This window comes from Mesorhizobium sp. C120A (assembly GCF_030323105.1).
Classification (GTDB): Bacteria; Pseudomonadota; Alphaproteobacteria; order Rhizobiales; family Rhizobiaceae; genus Mesorhizobium.
In genome coordinates, this window is the sequence record NZ_CP100476.1 from 5,562,944 (window position 1) to 5,580,874 (window position 17,931).

Consider the following 17,931-nt stretch of genomic DNA (forward strand, 5'->3'; position numbering starts at 1 on the left):
GGCGAGATAGCGTCCTGCGGTCCGCGTTTGCGCGGACATGGCGCTGTGCGTCGCGGCGCGCGGGCGTAGAGGCAGGGATCGGCGATGAGCTCGAAGGATGATCCTTTCGATCCGACCGGCAAAACCGTCATCCGCCCCAGCCGCCCCAATCCCGGCCGCAAGCAAAAGACGGTTCTCGCCCGCGATGCGCCGGCCCCCGGCAGTACGGTGATCGCCCCTGCCAGCGTCCCCGAACCCACGGTTTTCGATCCCAACGCCGGCCGCCAGCCGCCGTCCGACGTCACGGGGACGGTGATCTATCAGGGAACGCCCTTCGCCAACGCGCCGGCCGATCCGCCCGTTCACGGCTCAGCCGGGACGGCGGGGAAAACGCCATGGGATGCGCTGCTCGGCGCCAGCGATGCCGTCGATTATGGCGCGGCCAACCCGATCGTCGCTGCCGCGGCGCCCTTGCTGATGCTGCTTGGGCATCTGCGGCTGATGGCTGTCGAAAGACCGGCCGAGAAGCTGGCGCAGCATGTCGCCGGCCTGATCGAGGATTTCGACCGCAAGATCGCCAGGACCGATACCTCGGAAGAGGATGCGCGAATCGCCAGCTATGTGCTTTGCGAAACCGCCGACGATATCGTCGCCAATCTGCCCGGTTCCAGCCGGGATGCTTGGGCGCAGCAGGCCATGCTGCAGCGCTTCTTCCAGGTCAAACCCACCGGCGCCGGTTTTTTCCAGGCGCTGAACACGGTGCTGGCGACGCCGGAACCACATCGCAATCTCATCGAGCTGATGCATGTCTGCCTGTCGCTTGGCTTCGAAGGCCAGTATCGCGGCCAGCCGCGCGAGAGCCTCGAACGGGTCCGCCGCGACGTCTACGAGACATCAGCCTATTTCCGCGTCCTCGGTGACGACGACATCTCGCCGCGCTGGCAAGGCTTGTCGGTCACATCGGCGCAAGGCTCCAGGCGGGTTCCGCTCTGGGCCATAGCCGCTGCAACCGCAGCAGGCCTGACCGCAGCCTTTTTCACGCTGCGGGTCCTCATCACCAATGATGGCGAGGCTATTGCCGGCGAGTTGCTGGCGCTCAATCCGGCGACGCCGGTCACCATCGAGCGCACCGGCTTCGTCCCGCTGACCGAGGAGGTGAAGGTCGTCGCAGCGCCAACGACGATTGCGCAGGTCGATCGCATCCGCACTGCCTTGGCCAAGGAGATCGAAGCCGGCGGCGTCAGCGTCGGCACCAAGGGTGATTTCATCATCGTGGAAATCAGCAACGCCCTGCTGTTCCAGTCGGGACGAGCCGAGGTCAAACCGGAGTTCGAGCCGGTGGCCGCCAGCATCGCGGCGGCTCTCGATGCGGAGCGCGGGCCGATCCGGATCGTCGGCCACACCGACAACGTCAAACCGAAGAAGACCAGCGCCTTCAAATCGAATTTCGACCTCTCCGTCGCACGTGCCCAGTCGGTGGAAAAGATGATCGCAGCGCATTTCAGCGATCCGTCGCGGACAAAGGTCGAGGGCAAGGGCGAGGACGAGCCCATCGCCGACAATGCAACGCCGGAGGGCCGCGCCAAAAACCGCCGTGTCGATGTAATGATCCCGCGGGAGGAGATGCTGTGACCGGCTGGCTGCTGCGCATCTTCAGCGCGCTCGCGCTCGCCGGCTTTGCAGCCGCGGTCTGGTACGCCGGCCCGTTAATCCGCTTTGCCGGCGCCCGGCCGTTGGATCCCATCTGGCTGCGGGCAGCGATCATCGGCATCGTCGTCGGAACGGTGGCGATCATCTATGCAATCCGGTTCTGGCGCAGGCGCAAGGCGCAGAAGGCGCTGGAGGCCGCCATGGCCAGCGCCGAGGATGACGGCAGCGATGCAAAGGTGCTGGAAGCTCGCATGAACGAAGCGGTCGCGACGCTCAGGCAATCGAGCGGCAAGCGCAACTTCCTCTACGACGTGCCCTGGTACATCGTCATCGGCCCGCCGGGCGCCGGCAAGACAACCGCGCTGGTCAATTCCGGCCTGAACTTTCCGCTTGCCGGGTCGGGCCAGGCGCAGCCGGTGGCGGGTGTCGGCGGTACGCGCAATTGCGACTGGTGGTTCACCGACGAGGCGGTGCTGATCGACACGGCCGGGCGCTACACGACGCAGGATTCCCATGCACGGACCGACAGCAAAAGCTGGCTGGCGTTCCTGTCGCTGCTCAAGCGGCACCGGAGGCGTCAGCCGATCAATGGCGTCATCCTGGCGATCAGCCTTGCCGATCTGATGGCGGACGGAGAGCAGGCGGCCCGTGTCGCCGAGATCCGCAGCCGCCTGCAGGAAATCCACGAGGTCCTGAAGGTCCGCTTTCCCGTCTACGTGCTGTTCACCAAGGCCGACCTGGTCTCCGGATTCATGGAATATTTCGGCGGTTTCGACGAAGCACGCCGGCGCAAGGTGTGGGGCGCGACCTTCCAGACCGCCGAGCGCGGCCTGAACATGGTCGCAGAAGCGCCAGCCGAATTCGACGCGCTGGTGAAGCGCCTGACCGAAGAGATGAGCGAGCGGCTGCAGGCGGAGACCGATCCGGTCGCGCGCATCGCCATTTTCGGCTTCGCCGCGCAGCTCGGTGCGCTGAAAGGCCGGATCGTGAATTTCCTCGAGGGCGTTTTCGAGCCGACGCGCAAGCAGCTGAACGCCCCCCTGCGCGGCCTGTATTTTTCTTCCGGCACGCAGGAAGGCACGCCGATCGACCAGTTGCTGGGCAGCATAGGCCGCAGTTTCGGCAGGAATGCCCAGGCGCATCTTTCCGGCACCGGCAAAAGCTTCTTCCTGCACGATCTGTTGAGCCGCGTCATTTTCGCCGAGTCCGGCTGGGTGTCCTATGACAGGGCGGCCGACAGGCGCGTTGCGATCGCCCGCTACGCCGGCCTGACAGCGATCACGGCCATAGCGATCGCCGCGCTTGGCGTTCTCGGCCTGAGCTTTACGACCAACAAATCGCTGGTCGCCGCGACCGGCCAGGCGGCAGGCCAATACCGCGCGACAGCCGCGCCGCTGCTGGCCAGCACGACGGTGTTGGATGCCGACCTCGAAACCGTCATCGGCGCGCTCGATGCGCTGCGCGGCCTGCCGGCCGGCTACGATACGAGAGACCAGCCCACCCCGGCCACGGCGACGTTCGGCCTCAGCCAGCGTGAGCGTATCCTTTCGGCTTCCGAGACTGCCTACCGGCAAGGGCTGGAGCGGATGTTCCGCTCGCGCCTGCTGTTCCAGCTCGAACGCACGATCGAGGCCAGGATGGCCGATCCGATGGCGCTGTACGAGCCGTTGAAGATTTACCTGATGCTGGGCGGCAAGGCGCCGAAAGTGGATGACGAGCTGGTCGTCACCTGGCTGAAGCGGGACTGGGAACAGAACCGCTATCCCGGCGCCCACAATCGCGACGGCCGGGCGCAACTGGAGAAGCATTTGCGCGCCATGCTGGCGCTCGACGATGACCAGGATCCCTCGTTCGAACTCAACCGCGCGCTGGTCGAATCCGCCCAGCGCTCGCTCGGCCGCATGAGCCTTGCCGATCGCGCCACCGCGCTCATCCAGTCGGCCACCTATGCGGCGGCGCTGGACGATTTTTCGGTGTCATCGCAAGCCGGCGCGGAGGCGCCGATGCTGTTCGAGCGCAATGACGGAAACGATCTCGCCGGCCTTCGCGTCCCCGGTCTCTACACCCATGCCGGCTTCGACTTCTATCTGGCGCAACTTGCCAGGAGCGCGCAGGCGCTGGTCGACGATCAATGGGTGATCGGCTCGAGCGGCGAGCAAGGCGGTTTCGACCAGGAATTGCTCAAGCTCGGCCCGGAGCTGCTCGATCGCTATGGCAAGGGCTTTGCGGCGGCGTGGAACGAGGTGCTCGACAGGTTGAAGTTCAAGGCAATGGCCGCCGACAAACCGCAATATCTGGCGCTGTCCGCAGCGGGATCACCGAGTTCGCCGCTGATGCAGCTGTTCGAGGCGATCGCGCGCGAAACAGCTTTGACGCAAGAGCGCAATCCGGCTGCGCCGTCTCAAGACAGCGGCCAGGAAATCGCGGCACGCGCCAAGGGCCTCGCCCGCATCGGCATCGAGCTTGCAGCGCGCAAATCGCAGAGCAGGGCCGGGGCCGCCTTTGTCAGTACGCAGAACCAGGATCCCGGCGCCAACATCGAAGCCCAGTTCCGGTCTTTCCAGGCTTTGGTGGCCGGGGCGCCGGGGCAGCGGCCGCTCGACGCTCTCACCCAGAATTTCCGCGAAATCTATCAGAGCGTGCGGCTGGCCGCCGATGTCCCCGCCCAGACGGACCAGGCCAACGCCAATCTGCAGCTGCAGATCTCGACGTTGCGCGCCAATGCTTCGCGGCTGCCGAAGGCGCTGGCCAGGATGGTGAGCGCGGCGGCGGACGATTTCGAGGGCACCGTCGCCGAAACATCGACCACACGTCTCAACGAGATGCTGGAGGAGACCGTCGGCCGTCCGTGCGAAGAGGTGATTGCCGGGCGCTTTCCATTCGCCCCCGCCGGCACCGACGATGTCGCCATGGCGGATTTTGCCAGATTGTTTTCTCCGGGCGGGGTTCTCGACCGGTTTTTCGCGCAGAACCTGGCGTCGCTGGTCGACATGAGCGGCCAGGACTGGGACTGGAAACAGGACACCAGGTTCGGCCGCAATCTGGCGAAATCGACGCTGAAGAACTTTCAGCTCGCGGCACAAATCCGCGCGGCTTTCTTTCCGCTCGGCGGGCCGGTGCCGTCGATCAACATCACCTTCACGCCGCTGTCGCTGCATGGCGATGCCGACATGGCGCTGCTCAATATCGACGGCCAGGTGCTGCAGGCCACCCAAGCCGGCAACACGCCGGGCCTGATTCCGTGGCCGGGCAAGACCGGTTCGGCCAGTCTCAGCCTGACGCCGGAGCTGCCCGGCCGCGAGTCCGCAATCAAGTTCGACGGTCCCTGGGCGTTGAAACGATTGCTGGACAAGGGGCAGGTCACCGCCAATGGCGACAGTCTCGAAGCGCATTTCCTCATCGGCGGGCGCGATGTCGCCTACACGATCAAGACCGGGGAGGACGGTAATCCGTTCACGCTGCCGGCGCTCTCCGCGTTCAGCTGTCCGAAGGCTTTCTGATGGGGAATTGCATGGCAGGACCAGCGATTGCAGGACGCAGAGACAGCGGCGGCACCACACGGTCCGTCATCAGCGGCTTAGATTTCGATACTCTAATGAATGGGGCTGTGGCAGACTGGCCAGGCACGTCAGCCAAGGCGTTGCGGAGCGTAGGCAAGTGAACGATGCCGCCTTTGAGAGCTACGGCGTGAGCCACAAGGGCTGCGTGCGCGACCACAATGAGGACAGCTTTCTGGTCGAGCCGCGGATCGGCCTCTGGGTGGTGGCCGACGGCATGGGCGGGCACGAGGCCGGAGAAGTCGCTTCGGCAAGCATTGTCGAGCATCTGGCGACGATCGGCATCGCCAGTTCGGCGCCGGATCTGCGCGCCCGCTTTGAGGATCGGCTGAACCGGGCGCATGCCGAGATCCGCCGGATTTCGCGCTCACGCGGCGTGACCATCGGCTCCACCGTTGCCGCACTGCTGGCCATGGACGGCAGGTTCGCCTGCCTGTGGTCGGGCGACAGCCGCGTCTATCTCGTGCGCAACGCCGCGATCTCGCAGATTTCGCGCGACCACACCGAGGTCCAGGAACTGCTCGACAGCGGCGCGATCAGCGCGGCCGAAGCGGAGAACTGGCCGCGCCGCAACGTCATCACCCGCGCCATCGGCGTCAACGACGAAATCGCCATCGACTTCCAGCAGGGAGAGACCCTTGCCGGCGACATTTTCATCCTCAGCACGGACGGCCTGACGGCGCATGTCAGTGACGCGGAGATTGCGGCTGCAGTGCTCTCGGCAGCGCCGCAGGCTGCCTGCGAAAAGCTGCTTTCCATGGTGCTTGAGCGCGGCGGCACGGACAACGTCACCATCGTTCTGGTCAAGATCAGAGACAAAGGCAATGGCCTGTCCCGAGCAGAAGGCCGCGACCGATGAGCTCCGACGACAAGACCCGGCTATTGCCCAACATGGCGGATACCAGCGTCGGCACGCAGCTCAGCGGCATCTACGAGCTCGACGAACGCATCGCGTCGGGCGGCATGGGCGAAGTCTATCGCGGCCACAACATCCAGACCGGCGATCATGTCGCGATCAAGATCGTGCTGCCGGAATTCGCCCGCGATCAGACGATCCTGTCGCTGTTTCGCAAGGAAGCCTCGATCCTCAACCATCTGTCGCATGACGCGGTCGTGCGCTACCACGTCTTCACCATAGATCCCGGCATCGGGCGGCCCTATCTGGCGATGGAATTCGTCGACGGCCAGTCGCTGTACGACGTCATGCGCGGCGGGGCGATGGCGACTCCGGATGTGCGCAAACTGTGCCACCGGCTAGCCTCGGGCCTGAGCGCCGTGCACCAGGCCGGCGCCATCCACCGCGATCTGTCGCCCGACAACATCATCCTGCCGGGCGGCCGGGTCGAGCGGGCAAAGATCATCGATTTCGGCATTGCGCGATCGGCCGCGGTCGGTGGCGAGACGCTGATCGGCGGCAAGTTTGCCGGAAAATACAATTACGTCTCCCCCGAGCAACTCGGGCTCTATGGCGGCGAGGTCAGCGAACAGTCCGACATCTACAGCCTGGGGCTGGTGCTGGCGGCGGCGCTGCGCGGCAAGCCGATCGATATGGGCGGCTCGCAATACGAGATCGTCGAAAAACGGCGGACCGTCCCTGATCTCTCCGGCATCGATGCCGATTTCAGGGACATTGTCGAAGCGATGCTGCAGCCTGACCCGGATGATCGACCGGCCAGCATGGCCGAAATCGCCCGGTTGACGCGCGACGACAGCGACGCGACCTTGCCGCCGGCCTCGCTCGCGCCCCGGCCCGGTCTGCCGCGAACCGGGCAGACCGCAGGGCCTGTCTCGAAGGTCGGGGACTCGCCGGCCCAAGGCTTCGGTTCGGCCCCGCCAAGCGGCACGGCGGAGCCGTCTTTCGTGCCGCACGTGCGCCCGGCGCACCTGTCGCACCCGAAACCGGCTGCTGAAACTCCCAAGCGAGCAAGCACACCACCGAAGCGTGCTACTACAGGCAGAAATCTGACGATCGCGGTGCTGTCGGCGGTGGCCGTGGTATCGCTTGGAGGGCTCTATGCATCGGGTATCGTGGGATTCGGAGACCGGCCTCGCGTCACCGACACCGGCAAGCCGCTCCAACCCGAACTGACAAAGCCGATCGTCGCTGACAAGCCCGTTTCGGACACTGCGCCGGTCGAGAAGACGGTGCCAAAGCCGCAACCAGCGGAGACTCCGGCTGAAGATCAGGCCAAAGCGCCGGTCGAGCCGCAGCCGACGCCGCCAGTCGCGTCGAGCGCCACGGCCCCGCTGCCGGCCGCACCAACCGACAAGACCGTCGCGCTGCAACCGCCATCCGGCCCGTCACAGTCCGATGCCGCGAAGAACCCCGAGCCTGTCAGTCCGCCGGTAGAGCCCAAGGCGACAGCGCCAGCCACGCAAACACCTGAACCGACGGCCGAGGCCCCCAAACCCACAGCACCGACGCCGGAACCCACCGCTCAAGCGCCCGAGCCCAAGGCGCAGGCGCCTGAACCGACCGCGCAGGCGCCCAAGCCGGACACGCAGGCGCCTGAACCGACCGCGGAGCCTAAGCCGAGCCAGCCCGATATCGCCAGCGGTGAGCAGGCCGACAAGCCGGCAGAGCCCGACATTGCCATGAACGTGCCCAAGCCGGAGGTGCCGCCACCGGCCGATGCGGCCGCGGAGCGGGTCACCTGGGTACGCGCCTTCAATGGTGGTGATTGTTTTTTTGCGACGGTGACGTCGGTCGCCGACAAGGGTGTCGCGATCGAGGGCTTCGGCACGTCGGTGCCACCCTTCGAACAGTTGCTTGGGGAATTCCAGGCGAAGTTCCATGTCGAGCCGGATATCAGCGTCCGCCTTATCCAGCCCCCGCAATGCGGGATCACCGGCTTCCTGCGTTTCATGGGCGCGAGCACGGCCGACAGGCCGCAGCTTGTCCTCGACCAGACATCGGTGCCGGACGGCTCGCCGATCGACGGCACGCTGATGACGCATGGCGGGCTGGTGTCGAGCGTGTTCCTGATCGACCACAGGGGCATCGCGTTCAACCTCGACGATCATGTTGTCGTACAAGCCGACAAGGCGACCTTCTCGATCCCGATCGGGCTCGGCGCCGCCGACAAGGCGGCAGGCAAGGCGTTGCCGCAGATCATCATGGTGATCACCGGGCCGCAGGACATAAAGGCGGCGGACTTCACAACGCCGACGCCGGCCTCGGTGCTGTTGCCCAGGATCCTCGACGAGATCGGCGCCAGGAGTTCGGCATTTTCGGCGACCGCCAAATACTTCCGCCTCGGCGGCTAGCACCGACGCCGATGCAACGCCGTCGCCGAGATCCCGTCCTGCTTGCCCGGAACGTGCGCGTGAAGCTCGCCGCGAGCGCGGTCGCGACGCTGTTGCTGGCGCTTCTTTCCACCGGGCATGCGCGCGCCGAATTCACCGTCTGCAACCAGACGCTCGACGTCGTCAATCTTGCCGTCGGTCAGAAGGTCGACGATGCCGACCAGACCGATGGCTGGTGGACCATCGGCGCCAATCAATGCGTCAACGTCATTCGCGAGGAGCTGACCAACCGCTACATCTACATCTACGCGACGGATGTCTTCGGCCACGCCATTCTGGCAGGCTCCACCGACATGTGCATCGAGCGGCGGCGGTTCTCGATCCGCGGCATCGATGAATGCTGGCAGCGCGGCCATATCGCGGCGAAGTTTCTCGAAGTCGACACGCAGGAACAGGTGCGCTGGACCTTCTTCCTGACCGGAAGCGCACCGTGACGCACAGCATCGACACCAGCTTCAAGGCAAAGAAGCAGGCGCGCGCCGCGCTACGCAGGCGCAGGATCTGGCTCGGGCTGGCGGCTGGCCTGGCGACAATCGTCCTCGCCGCGATTGCCACCGGCTTCTATCTTACCGCCGACTACTGGTCGTTCCGCGACGAGGACGAGGAACTGCATGCCGTCGAAGGCTCGGACGACGTGCCGGCCGACGCATCGGTCTACGTGCCGGCCATCATCGACCTTGCCGGCGACCCGATGTGGATCACACTGGCGCCGGAGGCGGGCGCCGCCAAGAGCCGCGGGATGCCGCGCCCGACGGAGCTCGACCAGGCCGGCATCTCCCCTCAGATCATGGTTCTCTCCGACGTGATGCTGAGCGCCAGCGAAAAATTCATGACGACGATCCCCTCGACGCAGGAGGATTTCGCCTTCTTCCAGGCGCAGCGGAAGACCGCGGTCGCGCCACCCGCCGAACCCAACGATCCGCAGAATGACCTGCAGAACGATCTTCAACCATCGCCCGGCGCGGACGGGGCTCCGGCGGCCTCCGGCCCAGCTCCTGACCCGCAGGCTGCTCCGGGTGCATCGGCGGCGGCCGATGACCCCGAGGCCGGCTGGGGCGAGACCATCGATGAGGGCGAAGCAGCACTCCCCGCCTTTCAGAAGACAGCGGTCGAAAACAACACCAGCGTTGCCAACGTCAGCTCGGAATATCAGCGCTTCGAGGCGACCGAGGACATTTTCGTGAAAATCCTCAACGACCGCAGCCTGGACAGCGTGGCGCTCGATGCGCATTTTTCCGCCGACGACGCAAAGCTTGCCGGCGAGGCGCTGAAGGCGCTGTTCGACAAGGACGGCCTGCAGCCTGGTTATGTCGTGGCGATGCGCGGCTTTAGGCCGACGCGCGAGACCACGACGATGTCGCTGATGCAGGTCTCGATCTACGCCAGGAACGTCTTTGTCGGCACGCTGACACGCAACGCGGCCGGTGCCTTCGTGTCGGGCGTCGACCCGTGGGTGCGCGAGGACCTGTTCAATTATTCGGGCGCCGAGACCGAAGGCACGCAGAAACGGCAATACCGCCTGCTCGACGCGATCTATTCGACGGCGGCCCGCAACAATGTGCCGAGCGGCATCATTGGCGAAGCCATCATGTATCTGTCGCGGGGACAGGATCTGGATGCTTTCGCCAGCGAGGACCAGCGTCTTGTGCTGATCTATTCGCAGACGCCGCGCGGCAAGAACGAGACCGACGGACGGGTGCTCTATGTCGGTATCCAAGGCACGCAAAAGAGCTTGGATTGTTTCGTTTTCCAGCAGAGCGACGGCCAGTTTTCCTGCGTCTCGGGCGATGACCAGGTGCGCTCGCTGACGGTGGCCAACGGCATGGTGACGCCGGTCAACGGTGTCATGACGTCGACCTTCGGGCCGCGCAAGCATCCGATCCTGGGCGTTGTTCGCATCCACAAGGGCGTCGACTGGGCAGCACCCGTGGGGACGCCGATCGCCGCAGCCTTCGACGGCGAGATCATCTTCCAGGGCGACGGCGGCGGCTACGGCAATGTGGTCAAGATCGCCCATGGCGGCGGCCGCGAGACGCGCTACGCGCATATGTCGAAATTCGCCATTGCCAGCGGTGTCGGCACCAAGGTGAAGGCCGGCGACATCATCGGCTATATCGGCACCACCGGCCTGTCGACCGGGCCACATTTGCATTTCGAACTCTACCAGAGCGGTCAGGCGATCGATCCGCTCGGAACAGTGACCGCTGCAATCGCCGTCACTTCCAGCGATCCCGCCGTCGAAACGCTGACCGACCGTATCGTCCACGTCGAATCGGGCGGTAGCGCGCGGGCCAAGAACCCGCTGTCTTCGGCGACAGGCGCCGGCCAGTTCATATCCAAGACCTGGATCCGGATGATGAACACCTATCGTCCCGAACTCGCGCGATCGCTGTCGACCGCAGACCTGCTCGCTTTGCGCTACGACGCCACCATCTCGCGTGAGATGGTGCGCAATCTGGCGCGCGAGGGCGAAGCCTATCTCAAGGCGCGCGGCCATCAGATTACCGCCGGCCGGCTCTATCTCTGCCATTTCCTCGGCATGGAAGGCGCACATCAGGTGCTGGCGTCGCCGGGATCGGCGCAGTTGAGCGCCGTGCTCGGCTCGTCCGTTATCCAGGCCAACCCGTTTCTTGCCGGCAAGACCGCCAGCTACGTCGTCGACTGGGCGGAACGGAAGATGGGCCGCAAATTGCCGACGCCCGCCACCACCGATGCGGGCCAGCAGACGACGACGGAAGTCCGCCAGACATCGCCGGAGTTCGAAAAATACAAGCAGGCGATAACGGCACTGGTCGGCTCGATCCAAAATACTCTTGAGCCGGGCTAGAGCTGGCAGTTCGCCCCGGCTTTCGCCAAGCCGATTGGTTCTGAGGCCGGCGAATGGTATGTTTGCGGATATTTGGGAAGGTTTTGGGTCCTTGTGAACCAAAACTGTGGCTGGGATCACATACGCCCAACAGCCATTTTGGCAGAAGCGATACAGTCGCTGGTGAAATTTAGCATGCGCAGCCATCAATAACGCGCCCCATTGGGGCGGAGGGCCGATCCCATGAAAGCGTTTGCCGTCCTTTTGAGCGGATTTTTTCTGTTAATGCTGACCGCGCTTGGCACCGTCCAGGCGGCGGCGCCGGATGCCGGTGGCGTCAAACGCGTCGCGCTGGTCATCGGCAACAGCAAATACGTCCATGCCGTCGAATTGCCCAATCCGGCCAATGACGCGCATCTCATCGCATCGACGCTGCGCAATGCCGGCTTCGAGGTGATCGAGGGCGTCGACCAGGACAATGCCGGCATGCACAGCCTGATCAGCAAATTCACCGAGCAGTCCTACGATGCCGACCTCGCCGTCATTTTCTATGCCGGCCACGGCATGCAGGTCGACGGCAAGAACTTTTTGATCCCGGTCGACGCCGAACTGACGTCACCTGCCTATCTCAAGACCCGCACCGTCCAGATCGACGACTTCATGGCCGCATTGCCACCCGACCCGGCGGTCGGCGTCATCATCCTCGATGCCTGCCGCGACAATCCGCTGGCACGCACACTGGCGGCCGCGATGCCGAAGACCCGCTCCACCGCGCTGGGCACCGGCCTGGCGCCGATCGACCCTAAATCAGAGGGCGTCGGCACCGGCGGCATCCTGATTGCTTATGCCACCGACCCGGGCGCCATCGCCTTTGACGGCAACGGCGTCGACAGCCCCTACTCGACCGCGCTCGCCAGGCACCTGACCGAACCCGGCATCGAGATCCAGAGCGCGCTGACGCGGGTGCGCGGCGAAGTGGCCGAGACCACGCAAGGCCGCCAGCGGCCATGGCACAACGCATCGCTGGGCCGCGAGGTTTTCCTTGGCAAACCGGCCGCCGAAGCCGTGCCGGTGGCAAAACCGGCCGCCGACGACGCGAACGCCGCGACAGCGCCCGCCCCTGCCCCCGTCACCAGCGAACCGCCTTCGTGGGAAGTCGAGCAGCGGCTTTGGGACGAGGCCTCGAAGCGCAACACCGCGCCATTCTACGAAGCCTATCTCGAACAGTTCCCGAATGGCCGCTTCGCCACGGTGGCGCGGCTCAACATCGATGCGCTGAACGATCCGAAAGCCCAGGAACGGCAGGTGGCAGCGCTCGATGCCGACGAAGCGAACTCGGGTTCTGCCGTGCGCACCTCGGTCGGCATTTCGGACGACATGAAGAAGGTGCTGGGCACCGAGGCGACGGAGAACGCGATCGGTCTCGATCGCCAGGGCCGCATCGACCTGCAATTGCGCGTCGAGGCGCTGGGCAACGAGCTTGGCCGCGTTGACGGCAATATCGGCGCCAAGACCCGGCAAGCGATCGGCGACTGGCAAGAGGGGAACGGGCTGCCTCCGACCACCTTCCTGACGCGCGAGCAACTGGCATTCCTGGTTATCCAGACGGATCCGATGATGGAGGCCGTGCGTGCCAAGCATGAGGCCGACCAGGCCGGCGTGGACAAGCCGAAAAAACAGATGGTGCAGAAGGCCCGCACGCTGAAGCCGGTGGCGGAAAAGCCACGCAAGAAGCAGTACGCCCAGAAGCCGCGCCGACAGCAGCAGTTCGTGCAGAAAAGGCGCAACCGGGAGGTCGTGCGCGAGGATGAGCCGCCGCCGCGGGACAACAATGATTTCCTGACCAAGGCGCTGATCTTCGGCACCGGCGTAGCGGTCGGCGGCGTGCTCAAGAACTGATCGATCACATCGAACGACAAAAACGCCGCGTGTCCGTTGGACGCGCGGCGTTGATGGCCGGAAAACGCAGCCGGCGACGCTACTGCGCCTTGATCCGCATCTCGACCCGGCGATTGACGGGATCGTAGGGGTCGGGGTTGCGTGGATTGGCCTCGCCGAGACCGACCGCCTTGATGCGGGTGGCTTCGATGCCGTTGGATTCGAGGAAGGCCGTCACCGACTGCGCCCTGCGCTGCGACAGCCCCTCATTGTAGGTCGCCGAGCCGGATGCGTCGGTATAGCCTTCGACGACGAAGGACAGCTTGCTCAGCCGATCGTCCTTCAGCGCCTTGGCGAATTCGTCGAGTTCGCTGCGCGCCTTGGCGTCGAGCTCGGACGAATCCAGGCTGAAATTGATCAGCATATCGAGGCCGGTCTTCTCCGGAGGCTTTTCTTTCTGGCCGGTCTTGCTCTTGCACTCGTCCTCGGTGCCGACACAAATCCCGCGTGCCGCGCCGTGATCGATCGTGCCGGCAAAGAACTTCACAATGTCTTCCGATTTCTGAAGTGGGTCGGCATAGACGTGAGTCGAGAAAAGCACGGTCGCCAATGCCAAGACTGAAATGTGCCGCTGCATAACGGTTACTCCCGTTTCGAGCATCCGATTTTCACTCAGGCCCGATCCATGGATCCGGGCCAACTCTTCCTGTTCGACAATGATCTGTCGAGATCACGGTCGGCTGTGGAATATACCAAACCGTGAGGCGTTTGTCTGTGAACAACGTCATGGACATGTGGTGGTCGACAGACTTGACCCGCGCCTCGCAGGCGGGTTGAGTGAGGGCTGGGGGAGGATAACAGCAGCGATGGTCAACGGGCTTCGATTCCAGACCGCACGCGATCTCTTCGCCGCGAACACGGCTGTCGCTCGGGACATGACGGCCGTTCCGACCGACCAACCCTCGCTCGAGTTCTGCCGCCGGCTGATGGCCGGGCGCATCCCCGAGGAAGCGATTACCTTTTGCGCCTATCTCCTGCCTGACCGGGCCGCAATCTGGTGGGGCCATGAGTGCCTGGGGCATCTGACCGAGCTGCTCGAAGAGCAGGACCTCGCAACGCTGACACTGATCCAGGAGTGGGTCGGCGACCCCAACAATGCAACCCGCCGGGAGGCTGTCGCCGGGGCGGCGATGACGCAGCAGCACACGCCTGCCGGCTGGATCGCGCTAGCGGCGCAACGGCACATCAATGGCCTGACGCCGCAGACCAACGGGTCGAGGCTGCGGCCGCTGCCGGCTGCGCATGCCGTCAATGCCGGCATACTGGCCGGACTGGCGCGGGTTGCGGTGGCGGACCGTTTCTCCGTGCTCACCGCCTTTGTCGAGATGGGCATCCATCTGGCCGAAACCGAGGCGCTGCGCCGAGCCTGATTGCTCTGGATCGTGATGAGATTTCATTGAAATCTGATCCAACCCATTGTTGGCGGTCTCATTTGCAGCCGTTTTGCGCCCATTTGCCGAGTGCCACCTTGAAGCGCGTGCCCAGCGGGTGTTGCAGGCGCAACACCGAGGCATCATTGGTGACGTAGGTCTTGGCCTGGTCGCACAGCCGCTCCTCGGTCCATTGATGACAGTTGCTGCACTGGTTGTCCCAGACGGACTTTTCCAGGCCCTCGACCGGACTGAAGTGCGGCTTGCCCTGGATGAGTTGGGCGATGCTCTTGCCGTCGATCGCCGGGTCGCCGAAATTGACCGGAACATCGAAAAGGATTGGCGCGTCCGAGCCCAGCTTCGGAATTTCCTCACGCAGCTGTTCCAGCGCCTGCTCGCCGGCGTCCGTACCCGGCGGATTGGCGGCCGCGCCGGTGCGCGCCTGCGTATCGCCTTCGGGCGCAGCCGGGCCGGAATCGCCGACGATCAGCGGCGCCTTGAGATCGACCTTGTGAAGCACGACATCGGTGGTCAGCGAAACGTTGATCCAGGGCCGCTGGCGTCCGGCTGTGGCCTTGAACACATCCGACGTAACCCGGTTCATCGCTTCGGTGATCGAGACGTTGACCTCGCCGATATGGGCAAGCAGCGCCGCCGAAAATGGCGAGTGCTCGCCCGGTCCGTCATAGGCGAGCTGGTTGGGACTGGCAGCGAAGGCGACCAGCGTGCCGGCGCCGCCATTCTCGATCGGTATTTCGGCAAGGCCGCTGCTTGCCGTGCTGTCGCCGCCAGTCTCCTTGGCAAGCACATCGGCGAGCGGGTTGTCGCGGCAGGCGTCGAGGAACACCAGCCTGATGCTGGTCTCGCGCGACATCTGCCGCAGGATGAAGTCCACCTGCACGGCTTCGAAGTCGAGCGAGGTCTCGTCCTCCAGCGCCGCATCGACAGGCAGCAGGTAATTCCTGCCCGAGACCTGCAGGCCATGACCGGCATAGAAGAACAGCGCGATATCGGCGCCACGCACCTGCCGCGCGAATTGCGCGATCTTTTCCTGCGTCTGCGCCTTGGTGAGATCGAGGCCGGAGACGATTTCGAAGCCCAGCCCCTTCAGGCGATCGGACATTGCCTGCGCATCGTTCACCGGATTGGGCAGCACCGGCGCGTTCCGGTAATGGGAATTGCCGAGCACCAGGGCGATGCGGCGTTCGGCACTGGCCGCGGTCATGGTAATGGTCATGGTCAACGCAAGCGCCAGCACGGCGAGGCCGATGCCGCGCATGAAGTTGCCGCAACTTGCAATCATGTCCAAACGCACCGGATTCCTTTTCGGTTGACGGGCCTTCTCAGTTAAGGACCGGCTCAGTTGGAGAGCGGCGTGGCGGAGAACTCGATCCGCCGGTTCAGCGCCTTGTTCTTCGGCGTATCGTTCGGCGCCACCGGCTTTTCCTCGCCATAGCCGGAAGCCGTGATCTGCGCCGATGGAATGCCCGCAGCGATGATCGCGTCGGCGACCGCCTTGGCGCGCCGTTCCGACAGGTTCTTGTTGGCCGTCGGCGAGCCGTCGGAATCGGTGTGGCCCGAAACCTCGACCTTCAGTTTCGGACATTTGCCGACGACGCCGACCACCTCGGCCAGCAGTGGGCGGCTCTTTTCATCGAGCCGAGCGCTGGCTGGGCGAAAATAGACGGCGCCGGTGCGCGACAGCACCTCGAACCTGTTCAGGCATTCATCGTCGCTGAAGGACGTCTTGCCTGCATCTGTGGCGACCGGCCCGGCATCGGCTGGGGCTGCGGCGGCGACGGCAGGCGCCGCCGCCGGCTTGGCCCCATCAGCGGTGAAGACGAAGTCGAACGACACCGAAGCCGTCGGGACGATGCTGCTGACATTGGCCGCCTGCTGGAGTTTTTCGATGTTGGGCAACAGGCCGAAATCCTCGACATGCACGGCGACCGGCGCCTCCGAGGCGATCGACACCATGCTGTCGGTGATCATGGTGACCACTACATTGGCCTCAAGGTCCTTGTCGACGCCGTGCAGGCTTAGGCGAAACGGGATATGCGCGCTCATGCGCCGTTTGGTGGCGAGATCGGCAAAAGCGGCGGGATCGACTTTCGCCGTCACTTCCGCCGTCGGGAATTTAAAGGTTTCGAAGAACAGGAAGCGCATGCGGACATTGCGAAGGTCGATGCCGGTGTCGACCGAGTTGAGGTCGAACGTGACCTTGGCGGCGCCATCCGATGTCAGCGTGCCCGAGAGGTTCCTGATCTTGTTGGTTTCGACAATGGTGTTCTTCTTCACCGATTGATAGGTGAGTGTCGAATTCGCCGGATCGAGCGTCCAGTTCAGCTGCGCGTTGGCCGCCTGCGGCGCAAGCAGCAACAGGCCGAACACCACGACCACCAGAGCCGGCGGACGCCAGCGCTGCGACGGCTTTCCATGCCTTACTAATCCGACGACCCCGAACATGCATGCCCCCCGTGACAACACATTTCAGTTGCGATGACGGCGGTCGAACGTCGTCACCTCAGCCACCATAGTGCGTTAGCCGCGGCTTAGCGAGTAGCGGAGGCGTGATATCGCCGTTGCTTGCTTGGACAGGCCCCGGTTACCGGCTGGCCCACAGCACCCCACGCTCGAAGATGGTGCGCATTTGCGGCACGGAAAACTCATCCGCGGTGTGGCCGAGCGCGCTGAAGAAGACGCGGCCCTTGCCATAGCGGCGCTTCCAGACCACGGGCATGACGACGCCGTCGATGAAGTCGAGATGCTCACCGCTGAACGTCGTCGTCGCCAGCACCTCGTTGCTCGGGTCGACATGCATGTAATACTGCTCGGAATGGTAGGCAAAACCCTCGATACCCCTGACGATCGGATCGTCGCTGATGATGTCGACACGGTAGTCGATGATGTCGCCGGGGTGCGCGACCCATTGGCCGCCGGTCATGAACTGATAGTTCGGCTCGTTGCGAAAACTGTCGCCCATGGTGCCGTGGAAGCCGGCAAGGCCGGTCCCGCCGCTGACGGCGGCGGTGAGGTTTTGCAGCTCCGGTTTATCGATCGTCGACATGGTGATCACCGGCACGATCAGATCGATGGCCGGGAGCTGCGGATCGGCAAGCGCCGATGTGCCCTCTTCTGTCCGCACCTCGAAGCCATGCCCGGTCAATATCTCGCTGACGACAGCGGCGCTGCGAGCCGGCGTGTGGCCTTCCCATCCGCCCCAGAAAATCAGTGCCGTCTTGCTCATGCTCGTCTCTCCTTTGGTCGGCAATATTGATAGGCAAGCGGAACGCTTTTGTCTTCCTTCCATGATGGGCATTCTGGG

The 17,931-nt window shown here is 64.4% G+C and carries 12 protein-coding genes; 8 read left to right on the forward strand and 4 right to left on the reverse strand.

Features of this window, described 5'->3' with window-relative positions; translation table 11 throughout:
* The first annotated feature begins 84 nt into the window (after nucleotides 1-84).
* From tssL to NL532_RS27320, 7 genes are all read left to right on the forward strand, one after another.
* Complete coding sequence (gene tssL, locus NL532_RS27290) at nucleotides 85-1,611, forward strand: type VI secretion system protein TssL, long form (protein WP_023754018.1); 1,527 nt, start codon at nucleotides 85-87, stop codon at nucleotides 1,609-1,611.
* Nucleotides 1,608-5,129 (forward strand): type VI secretion system membrane subunit TssM, encoded by a 3,522-nt coding sequence (gene tssM / locus NL532_RS27295; protein ID WP_023754017.1) that lies wholly within the window; start codon nucleotides 1,608-1,610, stop codon nucleotides 5,127-5,129. The genes tssL and tssM overlap by 4 nt, the downstream gene beginning before the upstream one ends.
* 157 nt (nucleotides 5,130-5,286) lie before the next feature.
* Nucleotides 5,287-6,045 (forward strand): PP2C family protein-serine/threonine phosphatase, encoded by a 759-nt coding sequence (locus tag NL532_RS27300; RefSeq protein WP_023692196.1) that lies wholly within the window; start codon nucleotides 5,287-5,289, stop codon nucleotides 6,043-6,045.
* Nucleotides 6,042-8,453, forward strand: coding sequence for a serine/threonine-protein kinase (locus NL532_RS27305; protein WP_023714862.1), 2,412 nt, complete (start codon nucleotides 6,042-6,044; stop codon nucleotides 8,451-8,453). The genes NL532_RS27300 and NL532_RS27305 overlap by 4 nt, the downstream gene beginning before the upstream one ends.
* Nucleotides 8,454-8,464: 11 nt before the next feature.
* Complete coding sequence (locus NL532_RS27310; protein WP_050485828.1) at nucleotides 8,465-8,926, forward strand: DUF1036 domain-containing protein; 462 nt, start codon at nucleotides 8,465-8,467, stop codon at nucleotides 8,924-8,926.
* The gene (locus NL532_RS27315; protein WP_023827994.1) at nucleotides 8,923-11,319 is read left to right on the forward strand and encodes a M23 family metallopeptidase; all 2,397 of its coding nucleotides are present in this window, start codon (nucleotides 8,923-8,925) and stop codon (nucleotides 11,317-11,319) included. The genes NL532_RS27310 and NL532_RS27315 overlap by 4 nt, the downstream gene beginning before the upstream one ends.
* Before the next feature lie 264 nt (nucleotides 11,320-11,583).
* Entirely contained in the window at nucleotides 11,584-13,197 is a 1,614-nt protein-coding gene (locus NL532_RS27320; protein WP_023695271.1) for a caspase family protein, read from the forward strand.
* Between the two features lie 79 nt (nucleotides 13,198-13,276).
* Here the strand turns inward: NL532_RS27320 and NL532_RS27325 are convergent, their stop codons facing one another.
* Nucleotides 13,277-13,813, reverse strand: coding sequence for an OmpA family protein (locus NL532_RS27325; protein WP_023682635.1), 537 nt, complete (start codon nucleotides 13,811-13,813; stop codon nucleotides 13,277-13,279).
* 229 nt (nucleotides 13,814-14,042) lie between these two features.
* Here NL532_RS27325 and NL532_RS27330 point away from each other — a divergent pair, with 229 nt between their 5' ends.
* Nucleotides 14,043-14,606 (forward strand): DUF6931 family protein, encoded by a 564-nt coding sequence (locus tag NL532_RS27330; RefSeq protein ID WP_023687008.1) that lies wholly within the window; start codon nucleotides 14,043-14,045, stop codon nucleotides 14,604-14,606.
* Nucleotides 14,607-14,664: 58 nt separating this feature from the next.
* On the opposite strand, the gene NL532_RS27335 is transcribed toward NL532_RS27330, so the two are convergent.
* The 3 genes from NL532_RS27335 to NL532_RS27345 form a co-directional block, all read right to left on the reverse strand.
* A complete protein-coding gene (locus tag NL532_RS27335; RefSeq protein WP_023695269.1) occupies nucleotides 14,665-15,909 on the reverse strand; it encodes a caspase family protein in 1,245 nt (414 codons plus the stop codon).
* Between the two features lie 56 nt (nucleotides 15,910-15,965).
* A complete protein-coding gene (locus NL532_RS27340) occupies nucleotides 15,966-17,072 on the reverse strand; it encodes an OmpA family protein (RefSeq protein WP_023827993.1) in 1,107 nt (368 codons plus the stop codon).
* A gap of 139 nt (nucleotides 17,073-17,211) precedes the next feature.
* Nucleotides 17,212-17,853 (reverse strand): ThuA domain-containing protein, encoded by a 642-nt coding sequence (locus NL532_RS27345; protein WP_023827992.1) that lies wholly within the window; start codon nucleotides 17,851-17,853, stop codon nucleotides 17,212-17,214.
* Between the last annotated feature and the right edge of the window lie 78 nt (nucleotides 17,854-17,931).